The organism is Nocardioides furvisabuli (assembly GCF_021083185.1).
GTDB lineage: Bacteria > Actinomycetota > Actinomycetes > Propionibacteriales > Nocardioidaceae > Nocardioides > Nocardioides furvisabuli.
In genome coordinates this window covers 185,821-199,590 of the sequence record NZ_JAIGQB010000007.1, presented here as the reverse complement: position 1 = coordinate 199,590, position 13,770 = coordinate 185,821, and the positions used below count along the sequence as shown (strand labels likewise).

12 protein-coding genes are annotated in these 13,770 nt (G+C 71.6%); all 12 read right to left on the bottom strand.

Annotation, left to right across the window (positions count from 1 at the left end; all coding sequences use genetic code 11):
* Positions 1 to 447: 447 nt before the first annotated feature.
* Positions 448 to 1,023: a DNA-3-methyladenine glycosylase gene (locus K4G59_RS14985; protein ID WP_231251862.1), complete on the bottom strand. Its 576-nt coding sequence runs from the start codon at positions 1,021 to 1,023 to the stop codon at positions 448 to 450.
* On the bottom strand, positions 995 to 2,419 hold the full coding sequence (gene argH / locus K4G59_RS14980) for an argininosuccinate lyase (protein ID WP_231251861.1): 1,425 nt from the start codon (positions 2,417 to 2,419) through the stop codon (positions 995 to 997). Before argH ends, K4G59_RS14985 begins: the two co-directional genes overlap by 29 nt.
* Positions 2,419 to 3,849, bottom strand: a complete 1,431-nt coding sequence (gene argG, locus K4G59_RS14975; RefSeq protein WP_231251860.1) for an argininosuccinate synthase — start codon at positions 3,847 to 3,849, stop codon at positions 2,419 to 2,421. The genes argH and argG overlap by 1 nt, the downstream gene beginning before the upstream one ends.
* Complete coding sequence (locus K4G59_RS14970) at positions 3,846 to 4,376, bottom strand: arginine repressor (RefSeq protein WP_231251875.1); 531 nt, start codon at positions 4,374 to 4,376, stop codon at positions 3,846 to 3,848. Before K4G59_RS14970 ends, argG begins: the two co-directional genes overlap by 4 nt.
* 5 nt (positions 4,377 to 4,381) lie before the next feature.
* A complete protein-coding gene (argF, locus tag K4G59_RS14965) occupies positions 4,382 to 5,305 on the bottom strand; it encodes an ornithine carbamoyltransferase (RefSeq protein ID WP_231251859.1) in 924 nt (307 codons plus the stop codon).
* On the bottom strand, positions 5,302 to 6,489 hold the full coding sequence (locus K4G59_RS14960) for an acetylornithine transaminase (RefSeq protein ID WP_231251858.1): 1,188 nt from the start codon (positions 6,487 to 6,489) through the stop codon (positions 5,302 to 5,304). The genes argF and K4G59_RS14960 overlap by 4 nt, the downstream gene beginning before the upstream one ends.
* Complete coding sequence (gene argB, locus K4G59_RS14955; protein WP_231251857.1) at positions 6,486 to 7,430, bottom strand: acetylglutamate kinase; 945 nt, start codon at positions 7,428 to 7,430, stop codon at positions 6,486 to 6,488. Before argB ends, K4G59_RS14960 begins: the two co-directional genes overlap by 4 nt.
* Entirely contained in the window at positions 7,427 to 8,578 is a 1,152-nt protein-coding gene (gene argJ, locus K4G59_RS14950; RefSeq protein WP_231251856.1) for a bifunctional glutamate N-acetyltransferase/amino-acid acetyltransferase ArgJ, read from the bottom strand. Before argJ ends, argB begins: the two co-directional genes overlap by 4 nt.
* Positions 8,575 to 8,991: an ACT domain-containing protein gene (locus tag K4G59_RS14945; RefSeq protein WP_231251855.1), complete on the bottom strand. Its 417-nt coding sequence runs from the start codon at positions 8,989 to 8,991 to the stop codon at positions 8,575 to 8,577. The genes argJ and K4G59_RS14945 overlap by 4 nt, the downstream gene beginning before the upstream one ends.
* A complete protein-coding gene (argC, locus tag K4G59_RS14940) occupies positions 8,988 to 10,016 on the bottom strand; it encodes an N-acetyl-gamma-glutamyl-phosphate reductase (protein WP_308189404.1) in 1,029 nt (342 codons plus the stop codon). Before argC ends, K4G59_RS14945 begins: the two co-directional genes overlap by 4 nt.
* 132 nt (positions 10,017 to 10,148) lie before the next feature.
* Complete coding sequence (gene pheT, locus K4G59_RS14935) at positions 10,149 to 12,635, bottom strand: phenylalanine--tRNA ligase subunit beta (RefSeq protein ID WP_231251853.1); 2,487 nt, start codon at positions 12,633 to 12,635, stop codon at positions 10,149 to 10,151.
* Positions 12,636 to 12,650: 15 nt separating this feature from the next.
* Positions 12,651 to 13,760 carry a phenylalanine--tRNA ligase subunit alpha gene (gene pheS, locus K4G59_RS14930; RefSeq protein WP_231251852.1) on the bottom strand — a complete coding sequence of 370 codons (1,110 nt, stop codon included), beginning with the start codon at positions 13,758 to 13,760 and terminating at the stop codon, positions 12,651 to 12,653.
* Positions 13,761 to 13,770 lie beyond the last annotated feature (10 nt).

Here is a 13,770-nt window from a genome sequence, read left to right as displayed (position 1 = left end):
GAACCAACCCAACCAAAGCCAGGCCAGCCACAATCAATAAGAGCCACATCCCCTGACTGAACAAAACTGACATCTGTCAGAATCATTGTCAAAGAAACCGCGACCCAACCACCCCAACCCCAAAAAAGGGCAAGAACAGAAGAGCCAACGGGGCATAACAAACTAATTCGTCGACTAATCAAACACACTGTTGAGTTCTCAAGAATCAGACGCACCCGTTCCTCACCGGCTTGGCCGGGTTGGTCGCGGGGCAACCTGCAGAAACTTACCGGGCGCTCCATCCCGCGTCAAACTCGGCGGGACTTCGTGCTTCGGTGGTCGCAGCTGGTTTCCGCTTCATCTGACCTTCTGGCCAGGAGGCGGCGCCGCTTGCGGCGACAGGTGAAACATTAGACGACGATCGGGCGACATGACAAACCGGGGGTGCCCGTCACGCATAACTGCAGGTCAGAGGCCTGTGCGACGCGGAGGGGCTGGACGGTAGGTGCTCACGGTCGGGTCGTCGGTGACCCAGAACCGCCACGGACGATCGGCTGCGTGACGCAGGCCGACCCGCGGCCCGGCACTGATCTGGACCACCTGCTCCCCCGCCCGGAGGTCCACGTCGGACCCGTTGTGCGAGAGGTCGATGCCCAGCGCGCGGCACAGGCGTGCCGGTCCACGAGCCAGCTCGCGGTCGCGACTGCCCGAGCGGCGCGCCCGAGCGAGCTCGATCCCGGACACGACCTCGCCCGCGCGGAGCAGGACCGCACCGGGATCACCGTTGGCTCCGGTGACGAGGTTGGCGCAGTGGTGCATCCCGTAGACGAAGTAGACGTACAGGCGACCGGGCGGACCGAACATGACGTCGTTGCGCGGCGTACGTCCGCGGAAGGCGTGCGACCCCGGGTCGGCCGGGCCGGCGTACGCCTCGACCTCGGTGATCCGCAACGCGACTCCCCCGTGCGTGAGCACCGCACCGAGGAGTCGCGGGGCGACCTCGAGGGGGTCGCCCTCAGCCCAGGCGGGCACGATGGTCGGCACTCGCCGAACGAAGCTCGTCGAGCTGCTCCCCCACGCGGACCGGTGCGGTTCCGCCCCGTCCCGAGCGGGAGGCGACGGAACCGCTGACGGTGAGGACCGCGCGAACGTCGGGGGTCAGCGCCGGCGAGACGGCCGCAAGCTGGTCGTCGGTCAGGTCGGGGAGGTCGCACCCGAGCTCCTCGCAGCGGCGTACGCAGGCACCGGCGAGCTCGTGGGCGTCGCGGAACGGCACCCCCTCCCGCACCAGCCACTCCGCCACGTCGGTGGCGAGGGAGAAGCCCTGGGGTGCGAGCTCGGCCATGCGCTCGACGTTGAAGGTCAGCGTCGCGACCATGCCGGTGACAGCCGGGAGAAGCAACTCGAGGGTCTCGACGGAGTCGAAGACCGGCTCCTTGTCCTCCTGCAGGTCGCGGTTGTAGGCGAGCGGGAGTCCCTTGAGGGTGGCCATCAGACCGGCCAGGTTGCCGATGAGGCGACCGGCCTTGCCGCGCGCGAGCTCGGCGATGTCGGGGTTCTTCTTCTGCGGCATGATGCTCGACCCCGTCGACCACGAGTCGTGCAAGCGGGCGAAGTCGAACTCACGGGTGGTCCACAGGATGACCTCCTCCGCGAGCCGGGAGAGGTCGACCCCGACCTGGGCGGTCACGAACGCGAACTCGGCGGCGAAGTCACGGGCAGAGGTTCCGTCAATCGAGTTCGCCGAGGAGCCCGAGAAGCCGAGCTCTGCGGCGACGGCCAACGGATCGAGGCCGAGCGTCTGGCCCGCGAGGGCACCCGAGCCGTACGGCGAGTCGTCGGCCACGCGTGCGTCCCAGTCGCGCAACCGGCCGACGTCACGCAGCAGCGGCCACGCGTGGGCCAGGAGGTGGTGCGCGAGCAGCACCGGCTGGGCGTGCTGGAGGTGGGTGCGGCCCGGCATGACGACCTCGAGGTGCGCCTCGGCCTTGCCGGCGAGGACGTCGACGAGGTCGAGGAGCAGCGCGGAGATCGAGCGCGCGTGGTCGCGGAGGTAGGCACGGAACAGCGTCGCGACCTGGTCGTTGCGCGAGCGGCCGGCCCGCAGCCGGCCCCCCACCTCGGTGCCGACCTCGTCGAGCAGCAGGCGTTCGAGCGCACCGTGCACGTCCTCGTCGGTGTGGGACGGGCGCAGGTCGCCGGCGGCGTACCTCTCCCCCAGCACCTCGAGACCCCGCAGGAGCTCCGCGTGGTCGGCGTCGGTGAGCAGGCCTGCGCGGTGCAACGCGTTGGCGTGCGCACGCGAGCCCGCGAGGTCGTACGGCGTGAGCTGCCAGTCGAAGTGCGTCGACCTCGACAGCGCCTGGAGCTCGGGCGACGGTCCGCTGGCGAAGCGTCCACCCCACAGCGAGCCCTCGTTGGTGGTGCCGTGCTCGCCCATCAGTCGGTCCCGACGTCCATCGCCGCGTGGTCGAGGGCCTCGTCGTCCAGCTGGTCGGCGCCGTTGCGCCGAGCGATGCGGTCCGCTCCCCCAGGCTCGATCTCACCGAACAGGTTGCCGTTCTCGACCAGGACGTGGCCCTGGTCCTGCGGCTGGGAGGCGTAGAGCTCGAGCTTGCTGCGTGAGTCGGCGATGTCGAGGTTGCGCATCGTGAGCTGGCCGATCCGGTCGGTCGGACCGAAGACGGCGTTGTCGGTCCGCTCCATGGAGAGCTTGTCGGGGTGGTAGGAGAAGGCCGGGCCGTCGGTGGCCAGGACCGTGTAGTCCTCGCCGCGCCGGAGCCGGAGCGTGACCTCGCCGGTGACCAGGGAGGCCACCCAGCGCTGGATCGCCTCGCGCATCATCAGCGCCTGCGGGTCCAACCAGCGGCCCTCGTAGAGCAACCGGCCCAGGCGACGACCCTGGCTGTGGTAGCTCTCGATGGTGTCCTCGTTGTGCACCGCGTTCAGCAGTCGCTCGTAGGCGATCCACAGCAGCGCCATGCCGGGGGCCTCGTAGATGCCGCGGGACTTGGCCTCGATGATCCGGTTCTCGATCTGGTCGGACATGCCGAGCCCGTGGCGCCCGCCGATCTCGTTGGCCTTCAGCACCAGCTGGACGGCGTCGGGGAAGGACTGCCCGTCGATCGCCACGGGCCGGCCCTGGTCGAAGCGGATCGTCACGTCCTCGGTGTCGATCACGACCGTGGGGTCCCAGAACTTCACGCCCATGATCGGCTCGACGGTCTCCAGCGAGACGTCGAGGTGCTCGAGGGTCTTGGCCTCATGGGTGGCACCCCAGATGTTGGCGTCGGTGGAGTAGGCCTTCTCCTTGCTGTCGCGGTAGGGCAGGTCCCGCTCGGTGAGCCACTGGCTCATCTCGTCGCGACCGCCGAGCTCGTGGACGAAGTCTGCGTCGAGCCACGGCTTGTAGATGCGCAGCTCGGGGTTGGCGAGCAGGCCGTAACGGTAGAACCGCTCGATGTCGTTGCCCTTGAAGGTCGAGCCGTCGCCCCAGATGTCGACGCCGTCCTCGTGCATCGCGCGGACCAGCATCATCCCCGTCACGGCACGACCGAGCGGCGTGGTGTTGAAGTAGGTGCGACCGCCGGAACGGATGTGGAAGGCGCCGCAGGCCATCGCGGCCAGGCCCTCCTCGACGAGCGAGGCGCGACAGTCGACGGCGCGCGCGACCTCGGCGCCGTACTCCTTGGCGCGGGCAGGCACGCCGGAGATGTCGGGCTCGTCGTACTGCCCGATGTCGGCGGTGTAGGTGCACGGCACCGCACCCTTCTCGCGCATCCAGGCGACCGCCACCGAGGTGTCGAGGCCTCCTGAGAAGGCGATGCCGACGCGCTCGCCGACCGGGAGGGAGGTGAGGACCTTGCTCACAGGACGTCCTTTGCAGAGGTGGTGGTGTGGTGCGGGTGGTTGGCCAGGTCGAGGAACCGCTGGGCGAGGGCGTCCCCGCCGAGCGGGTCGCGCCCGATGACGAGCAGGGTGTCGTCGCCGGCGATCGTGCCGAGGATGTCGCCGAGGTCGGCCTTGTCGAAGGCGCTGGCGAGGAACTGGGCGGCGCCCGGCGGGGTGCGGAGCACGACGAGGTTGGCGCTCGCCTCCGCGCTGACGAGCAGCTCGGCGCACAACCGGGCGAGCCGGTCCCGTCCGGCGGCGGAGTCGCGCGGGGCCGTGGGCGTGCGGTCGCCGCCCTCGCCGGGGACGGCGTAGACCAGGGCGCCGTCGGCGCCGCGGACCTTGACCGCGTCGAGCTCGACGAGGTCGCGGCTCAGCGTGGCCTGGGTGACACGTACGCCGAGGCCGGCCAGCAGGTCGGCGAGCTCGGTCTGGGAGCGCACCGGACGGGAGGTCACGAGGTCGATGATCCGCTGGTGCCGCGCGCCCTTGGTCAGCGGGGTCATCGCGCTCACGGGTGCTCCAGGAGCCAGGTGAGGACGGCCTTCTGGGCATGGCGCCGGTTCTCGGCCTCGTCCCACACGACCGACTGCGGACCCTCGATGACGGACTCGGCGATCTCCTTGCCGCGGTAGGCGGGCAGGCAGTGCATGACGATGGCGTCCGCCGCAGCGTGGCCCAGGAGGTCCTCGGTCACGCCGTAGGGCGGAAAGACGCGGAGGCGGCCCTGCGACTCCTCCTCGCGGCCCATGCTGACCCACGAGTCGGTGATGACCACGTCGGCGCCGCCGACGGCCTCGACGGGGTCGGTCGTGATCTCGACGGAACCGCCGGTCTGCTGGGCCAGCTCACGTGCCTGGGCCACCACCGTGGCGTCGGGGGCGAAGCCGTCGGGCGCGCCGACGACGACGTGCATCCCGGCCGACGCGCCGGCCAGCACCCACGAGTTCCCCATGTTGCAGGCACCGTCGCCGACGAACGCCGCGCGGACGCCGGCGAGGCGACCCTTGTGCTCGCGCACCGTCTGCAGGTCGGCGAGCAGCTGACAGGGGTGGAACTCGTCGGTGAGCGCGTTGAGGACGGGTACGCCGGCGTGGTCGGCCATCGTCACCACGTCGCTCTGGTGGGCGGTGCGCCACACGATCGCCGCAGCCTGGCGCCCCAGCACGCGGGCCACGTCCTCGACGCCCTCGCGCGATCCCATGGCCGCCAGCCCGCCGTCGACGGTCATCGGGTTGCCGCCGAGCTCGGCGATGCCGGCCACGAAGGACACCTGCGTGCGCAGGGTCGGGCGGTCGAAGACGAGCGCGACGGTGTGCGGGCCGGCGAGGGGCTTGTGCCCGAACTGGTCAGCCTTCATCGCGTCGGCCAGGTCGAGCACGTCGAGCAGCTCGGCGGGCGAGAGGTCGTCGTCGCGGAGGAAGTGGCGGGTCATCGGGTGGTCTCCTGTGCTGCGGTCCGGGCGGACTCGAGGATCTGGGGCAGGGCGCGCCCGAGCGCGTCGAGGTCGTCGGAGGTGAGGACCAGCGGCGGCACGAAGCGCAGGCGTGAGGGTCCCGTCGCGTTGAGGATGAAGCCCGCGTCGCGGGCCGTGGCCACCGCGTGGACGCCGTACGGTCCGTCGAGCTCGGCGCCGCGCATCAGGCCGGCCCCGGTGACCTCGACGACCCCGGCCTGGCTCGCGAGCAGCTCGGCGAGCCGGTCGCCGCGCTCGGTCGCTGCGGCGAGCAAGCCCTCGGCCACGACGGTGTCGAGCACGGCGAGCGCGGCAGCGCACGCGACGGGGTTGCCGCCGAACGTGGTGCCGTGGTTGCCGGGCTGGAGCAGCGTCGCGGCCCGTCCCCGAGCGACAGTGGCCCCGATGGGGATGCCTCCGCCGAGGCCCTTGGCGAGCGTCACGACGTCGGGCTCGACCCCGTCCACCAGCTGGTGGGCGAACCAGGCACCTGTGCGGGCGATGCCGGTCTGCACCTCGTCGAGCCACAGCAGGGCCCCGTGCTCGTGTGCGATCCGCTGCGCGGCGAGGAGGTAGTCCGGGGACGGGACGACGACGCCCGCCTCCCCCTGGATCGGTTCGAGGACGACGGCGGCGACGGTGTCGTCCACCGTGTCCGCCAGGGCGGCGACGTCGTCGAACGGGACGAACGTGACGTCACCGGGCAACGGCTCGAAGGGCTCGCGGTAGGCCGCCTTGGACGTGAGCGCCAGCGCGCCCATCGTGCGACCGTGGAAGGAGCCCTCGGCAGCGACGATCCGGGTGCGGCCGGTGCGCCGGGTCAGCTTGATCGCGGCCTCGTTGGCCTCGGCGCCGGAGTTGCTGAAGAAGACGCGCGACTCGTCCCAGCCGAGCAGCGCCTGCAGCCGCTCGGCGAGGGCGACCTGGGGCTCGGTGGCGAAGAAGTTGGAGACGTGGCCCAGGGTCGAGAGCTGGGCGGTCACGGCCTCGACGAGCGCCGGGTGCGCGTGGCCGAGCGCGTTGACGGCGATGCCGCCCAGCAGGTCGACGTACTCCTTGCCGTCGGTGTCCCACACGTGCGCACCGTGGCCACGGACCAGCGCCAGCGCCGGCGGGCCGAAGGTGTTCATGACGGCGCCGGTGTAGCGCTCCTGGATGCTCATGACTCGTCCTGGGGCGCGTAGGGCTTGCGCATCCGCGTCGCGACACCGGGCAGCACCTGGGTGCCGACGCCTTCGTCGGTGAAGATCTCCAGCAGCACCGAGTGCGGCTCACGGCCGTCGACCACGGTCGCGCGGGGCACGCCGCCGGTGACCGCCTCGTAGCAGGCCCGCATCTTCGGGACCATGCCCGCGTCGAGGCTGGGCAGCATCTCCCCCAGCGCCTCCGGGCTGATCTCCTGGATGAGGTCGTCGGAGTTGCCGTAGTCGCGGTAGAGGCCCTCGACGTCGGTGAGGACGAGCAGCTTCTCGGCACCGAGCGCGATGGCGAGCGCGGCGGCCGCGGTGTCGGCGTTGACGTTGTGGACCACGCCGTCGACGTCGGGGGCCACCGAGCTGACCACGGGCACCCGGCCGGCCTCGATGAGGTCGAGGACCGCCTCGGGGCGTACACGGGCGACCTCGCCGACCAGTCCGAGGTCGACCTCCTCGCCGTCGACGATGGTGTTGGTCGCCTCGGCCGTGAAGAGTCCCGCGTCCTCACCGGAGAGGCCGACGGCGAGCGCGCCGTGCTGGTTGATCAGGCCGACCAGCTCCCGCTGGACCTGCCCGACCAGGACCATCCGGACGACGTCCATCGCCTCGGGGGTGGTGACCCGCAGGCCGCCGCGGAACTCCGACTCGATGCCGAGCTTGTCGAGCATGCGGGAGATCTGCGGACCGCCGCCGTGGACCACGACCGGCTTGAAGCCGGCGAAGCGCAGGAAGGCGATGTCCTCGGCGAACGCGACCTTGAGCGCGTCGTCGGTCATCGCGTTGCCGCCGTACTTCACCACGATCGTCTGGCCGTGGTAGCGCTTCAGCCACGGCAGCGCGGCGGCGAGCGTGCGGGCCTTGGCGGGGTCGGGGCGTCGGGGGTTCTGGTTCGTCATCTCGTCACTCATGAGCTGTAGGCGCTGTTCTCGTGGACGTAGGCGTGGGTGAGGTCGTTGGTCCAGACGGTCGCGCGGGCGTCGCCGGACTTGAGGTCGATGGTCACGCTGACCTCGCGGGGCGTGAGGTCGACGGTGGCCGGGTCCTCGGCGGGGGTGGACCGGCGGCAGACCCAGACGCCGTTCATGGCGACGTCGAGGTCGGCGGGGTCGAAGGTCGCGCTGGTGGTGCCGATGGAGGCGAGCACGCGACCCCAGTTGGGGTCGTTGCCGAAGATCGCTGCCTTGAAGAGGTTGCTCCGCGCGACGCTGCGGCTGACCTCGACGGCCTCGTCCTCGGTCGCGGCGTGGAGCGTGGTGATGGCGATCTCGTGGTCGGCGCCCTCGGCGTCCTCGAGCAGCTGCATCGCGAGGTCGGTGCACGCCTGGGTGAGCGCGGCCGTGAAGTCCTCCGGCGTGGGGGTGATGCCGCTGGCACCGCTGGCCATCACCGTGACGGTGTCGTTGGTCGACATGCAGCCGTCGGAGTCGAGCCGGTCGAAGCTGACCCGGGTGGCGGCGCGCAGGGCGGCGTGGAGGTCGGCGGCCGGCACGACCGCGTCGGTGGTGAGGACGACCAGCATCGTGGCGAGCTGGGGCGCCAGCATCCCGGCGCCCTTGGCCATGCCGCCGATCGACCACCCGGCGCCCTCGACGACGGTGTTCTTGCTGACCGAGTCGGTGGTCATGATCGCCTCCGCCGCGAGGGCACCGCCGTCCGGGGACAGCGCGGCGGTGGCGGCCTCGACGCCTGCGAGCAGGTCGTCGCGGTCGTTGGCCAGGCCGATCAGCCCGGTCGAGCAGACGACGACGTCGATCGCGCCGATGCCCAACCCGTCGGCCACCTTCTCGGCCACCGCGTGCGTGGTCTGGAAGCCCTCCGGGCCGGTGTAGCAGTTGGCGCCGCCGGAGTTGAGCACGACCGCGCGCACGACACCGTCCTTGACGACCTCCTGGCTCCACAGGATCGGGTTGGCCTTGCAGCGGTTGGCGGTGAAGACGCTGGCGGAGTCGTAGGTCGGCCCCTGGTTGACGACGAGGGCGAGGTCGCGGGCGCCGGTGGACTTGAGTCCCGCGGCGACGCCGGCGGCGGTGAAGCCGGCGGGGTGGGTGACGGTCATGACTTCTTCTTCCGGGACGGGACGGCGGGGGCGACGGTGTGGCCCTGTCGTCGCCATGCCTCCGCCACGCGCTCCGCGTCGTCCCTGGCCACGAGGATCCAGTCGGTGTCGTAGGTGGAGAGCGTCAGGACGCTGACCTCCTCCTCCACGAGCGGCCCGAGCAGGCCGTGGAGCACGCCGACGAGGTCGAGGTCGAGCGGACCCTTGACGGCGAACGCCGTCAACGGGCCGCGGTGCACCGACTTCGTCGGCACGCTGCGCGCAGCGCACACGAGCGAGGTCTCGTCGCCGGTCGCGGTGATCGAGAAGATCGAGGACGACTCGGCCCACTCGGGGATCTCCGCGCCGGGCGCGAGCCGCACCACCGCGAGGGTCTCGGGGAACTGCTCGATCTCGTGGGTGCGTGCGGTCATGGTGCGAGTCCGATCGTGGAGAGCCCGGTGGCCTCGTCGAGGCCGAGAGCGAGGTTCATGCACTGGACGGCGGCGCCCGCAGTGCCCTTGGCCAGGTTGTCGACCACGGCCACCGCGACGAGGCGGCGTACGCGCTCGTCGACGCAGGCCTGGACCTGCACGGCGTTCGAGCCGAGCACCGACTGCGTCTGGGGCCACTGGCCCTCGGGGAGCAGGTGGACGAACGCCTCGTCGGCGTACGCCGTCTCGTAGGCGGCGCGGACCTCGGCCTCCCCCACTCCGTCGAGGAGCGGCGCCTGGACCGTGGCGAGGATGCCCCGCGACATGGGAACCAGCAGCGGCGTGAAGCCGACCTTCACGCGCGAGCCGGCGACGCCGCTGAGGTTCTGCACGATCTCGGGGGTGTGCCGGTGCGACCCGCCGACGCCGTAGGCGCTGGCGTTGCCCATGATCTCGCTGCCGAGCAGGTGCGGCTTGGCGGCCTTGCCCGCGCCACTCGTGCCGGACGCCGCCACGACGGTGACGTCGGCCTCCACCAGCCCGGCCGACAGCGCCGGGACGATGGCGAGCGTCGAGACGGTGGGGTAGCAGCCGGGCACCGCGATGCGCCGCGCTCCACGCAGCAGCTCGCGCTGTCCCGGCAGCTCGGGGAGACCATAGGGCCAGGAGCCGGCGTGCTCGCCGCCGTAGAACGCCTCCCACTCCCCCGGGTCGGTCAGCCGGAAGTCGGCGCCGCAGTCGATGACCACGGTGTCGTCCCCGAGCGCCTGCGCGATGGCCGCGGACTGGCCGTGCGGGAGGCCGAGGAAGACCACGTCGTGCCCGGCCAGGGACTCGAGCGTGGTGTCGGCCAGGACGCGGTCGGCCAGCGGCAGCAGGTGCGGCTGCAGCGCGCCGAGGCGCTCACCTGCGTTGGAGCCGGCGGTCAGCGCGCCGATCTCGACGTCGGGATGGCCCAGGAGGAGGCGCAGCACCTCACCCCCGGCGTACCCACTGGCTCCGGCAACGGCGACTGTGGCGGACATATGCATGACTATACATTGCACCGTATTGCATGCGGAAACGGGGTGGCCGATCTGCCGTTCCCTGCGAGGACGTCGAGCCGGACGGCGTGGTCGACCGCCCGGCCCGAAGGCGCGTGGGAGCGCCCGGCGCGATCAGCTCCGCTGGACGGCGCCGGTCCGCTCGGCGGCGAGTGCCACCGCTGCGTCGCGTGCGGCGGCTGACTCACCCTCCTTGAGGGTCCGGTCGGCAGCGCGGAAGCGCAGGGCGAAGGCCAGCGACTTCTTCCCGTCACCGACCTGCTCGCCGGTGTAGACGTCGAAGAGCCGGATCGACTCCAGCAGCTCGCCCGCGCCCTCGCGCAGAGCCGCCTCGACCTCCGCGGCCGGCACCGAGTCGTCGACGACCAGCGCGACGTCCTCCTTGGCGACGGGGTAGGAGGAGAAGGCCGGCGCCTGGCGCAGGTGGACCGCACGAGCGATGAGCAGGTCGAGGTCGACCTCCGCCGCGACCGTGCGCCGGGGCAGGCCGAAGGCGTCGCACACCTTCGGGTGCACCTCGCCGGCATGCCCGACGACCTCACCGTCGACCGACAGCTCGGCACAGCGGCCGGGGTGCCAGGGCGCCAGCTCGACGGCAGCGGCGGTGACCTCGAGCCCGAGCGCGTCGGCGACCGAGCGGACCGCGTCGACCGCGTCGGACCACGAGACCGGACGCGCCGCGCCCCACCAGCCGCCCGCGACCGCGTCGCCGGCCGCGACGACGGCGAGGTGCAGCGGCTGTGCGGGGAGCGCTGCGTCGAGCGCGGCGAGCTCCTCCTTGGTCGGTCGGCGGTCGACCGGCAGGATCGCGGCGGGACCGCTGTGCCGGGGCAGGGTGACCGTGCCGGTCTCGAAGATCGCGAGGTCGGTGGTGCCGTGCCCGACGTTCTTGCCGGCCGCACGCAGCACGCCCGGCAGGAGCGTCGTGGTCATGTAGCCGGCCTCCGCACTCAGCGGGTTGGACAGCCGGAGCACGTCACGGCGCGGGTCGTCCGGGGCCAGACCGAGGGCGTCGAGGTCCTCGGTGCCGATGAACGGGAACGTGACGACCTCGACGAAGCCCTCTCCCGCGAGGGTGCGACCGATCCGGCGGCGCAGCTGCTGCGGCCGAGTGAGGCCCCGGCCCGAGGGCGGTGTCGGGAGCACCGACGGGACCAGGTCGTAGCCGACGAGGCGGATGACCTCCTCGGAGAAGTCCTGGGCGTCGGTGAGGTCGGGGCGCCACGGCGGCGGGATGACCGAGAGCGTGCCCGAGCCGGTCACCTCGCACCCGACGGCGCGCAGGCACTCGACGCTGCGCTCCTCGGTGATGTCCATGCCGGACACGCGGGCGGCCAGGTCCCCGCTGACCTCGACGGGCGCGATGGCCGGTGCGGACCCGACGACGGTGACGCCGGGGTGCGCCTGGGCACCGCCGTGCTCGACCAGCAGCTCGACGACGCGATCGGCGGCTGCCTCGCAGATGGTCGGGTCGACACCGCGCTCGTTGCGCTTGCCTGCCTCGGAGGTGATCTTGTGGCGCCGCCCGGTGCGGTACATCGACACGGCGTCCCAGTGCGCGGCCTCGACGAGGATCGACGTCGTCGCGCCCGAGATCTCGGTCGTCTCACCGCCCATGACTCCGCCGAGCCCGATGATCCCGGAGTCGTCGGTGACGACCAGGTCGCCCGGGTCGAGCGTGCGGGAGGCGCCGTCGAGGGTGGTGAGCCGCTCGCCGTCGCGCGCACGGCGTACGACGAGGGCGCCCTGCACCTTGTCGGCGTCGTAGCCGTGGATGGGACGGCCGGTCTCGAGCATGACGTAGTTGGTCACGTCGACGGCCAGCGAGATCGGGCGCATGCCGGCCGCGGTGATCCGGCGCACCATGAAGTCCGGGGTGGGCGCGGTGGGGTCGAAGCCGGTGACCGTGCGGGCGACGAAGACCGGGCAGCCCTCGGCGTCCTCGACCACGACCGGGTGGCCCTCGCCGTTGGCGGCCGGGGTGTCGCGCAGCGCCGGGTCGCGGAAGCCGGTCGCACCCTCGACCGAGACGAGCACCTCACGGGCGATGCCGCGGATCGACAGCGCGTAGGCGCGGTCGGGGTTGATCTCGAACTCGATGGTCTCCTCGTCGAGACCGAGCAGGGGGCGTACGTCCTCGCCGGGCGAGCCGGCGTCGGCGGGGAGCACGATGATGCCGTCGTGGTCCTCCCCCAGGCCGAGCTCGCGGGCCGAGCAGATCATCCCGGCCGACAGGTGGCCGTAGGTCTTGCGGGCGCCGATCTCGAACCCGCCGGGCAGCACGCCGCCGGGCAGGACCGTGACGACGAGGTCGCCGGGCGCGAAGTTGTGGGCGCCGCAGACGATGCCCTGCGGCTCACCGGTGCCGTTGGCGTCCCCGACGTCGACGGTGCACCAGTTGATGGTCTTGCCGTTCTTCTGGGGCTCGGGCTCCATGGTGAGCACACGACCGACGACCAGGGGCCCGGTGATGTCACGTCCGGGGCTCTCGATCGCCTCCAGCTTGAGCCCGGTGAGGGTCAGCCGGTCGGTGATCTCGTCGGTCGTCGTGCCAGCGGGTACGTCGACGTGGTCCAGGATCCAGGACAGGGGTGCCTTCATCTCAGTTCTCCCCTCTCAGATCTCGGTGCCGAATGCGCTGCTGAACCGGACGTCGCCCTCGAAGAGCGGACGCAGGTCCTCCAGGTTGTGGCGGAACATGAACGAGCGGTCGATGCCCATGCCGAAGGCGAAGCCGCTGTAGACCTCGGGGTCGACGCCGCAGGCGACGAGCACGCGCGGGTTGACGACACCGCAGCCGCCCCACTCGATCCAGCCCTCGCCGCGGCAGGTGCGACAGGCGTCGGAGTCGACGCCCGTCCCGCTTCCCAGGCACACGAAGCACTTGACGTCGACCTCGGCCGACGGCTCGGTGAAGGGGAAGTAGGACGGGCGGAAGCGGGTGGTGATGCCGTCGCCGAAGAGCTGGGAGGCGAAGTGGTCGAGCGTGCCCTTCAGGTGCGCCATCGTGATGCCCTCGTCGACGACGAGGCCCTCGACCTGGTGGAACATCGGCGAGTGCGTGGCGTCGTACTCGTCGGTGCGGAAGACCCGACCCGGGCACACGACGTAGATCGGGGGCCTGCGGGTCAGCATGGTGCGCGCCTGCACCGGCGAGGTCTGCGTCCGGAGCACGACGTGATGGTCGGCCGGCTCGGTCCAGAAGGTGTCCTGCATCGTGCGGGCCGGGTGGTCGGGACCGAGGTTGAGGGCGTCGAAGTTCAGCCACTCGGCCTCGACGACGGGGCCCTCCGCGACCTCGTAGCCCATGGCGACGAAGAGGTCGGCGATGAGCTCGGACTGGAGCGTCAGTGGGTGACGCCCGCCGCGTGGGCGCCGCGTCGTGGGCAGCGAGACGTCGACCGTCTCCTCGGCGAGCATGCGCTCCTCGTGCTCGGCCTCGAGCACGACCTGGCGGGCAGCGAGGGCCTGGTTGATCGCGCCGCGGGCCTGGCCGACGCGCTGGCCGGCCTCCTTGCGGGCCTGCGGTGGCAGGGCGCCGATCTCGCGGTTGGCCAGTGCCAGCGGCGAGCGGTCGCCCGCGTGGTCCAGGCGCACCTGCTTGAGGGCATCGAGGTCCGCGGCGCCGGCGATGGCGGCCAGTGCCGCCTCGCGCATCGCCTCGACCTCCTCGGACTTGAGCGGGGTCACTTCGACGGGGTCGTAGTCGGTGTTGGGGCCGGACATGGCTCCCTTT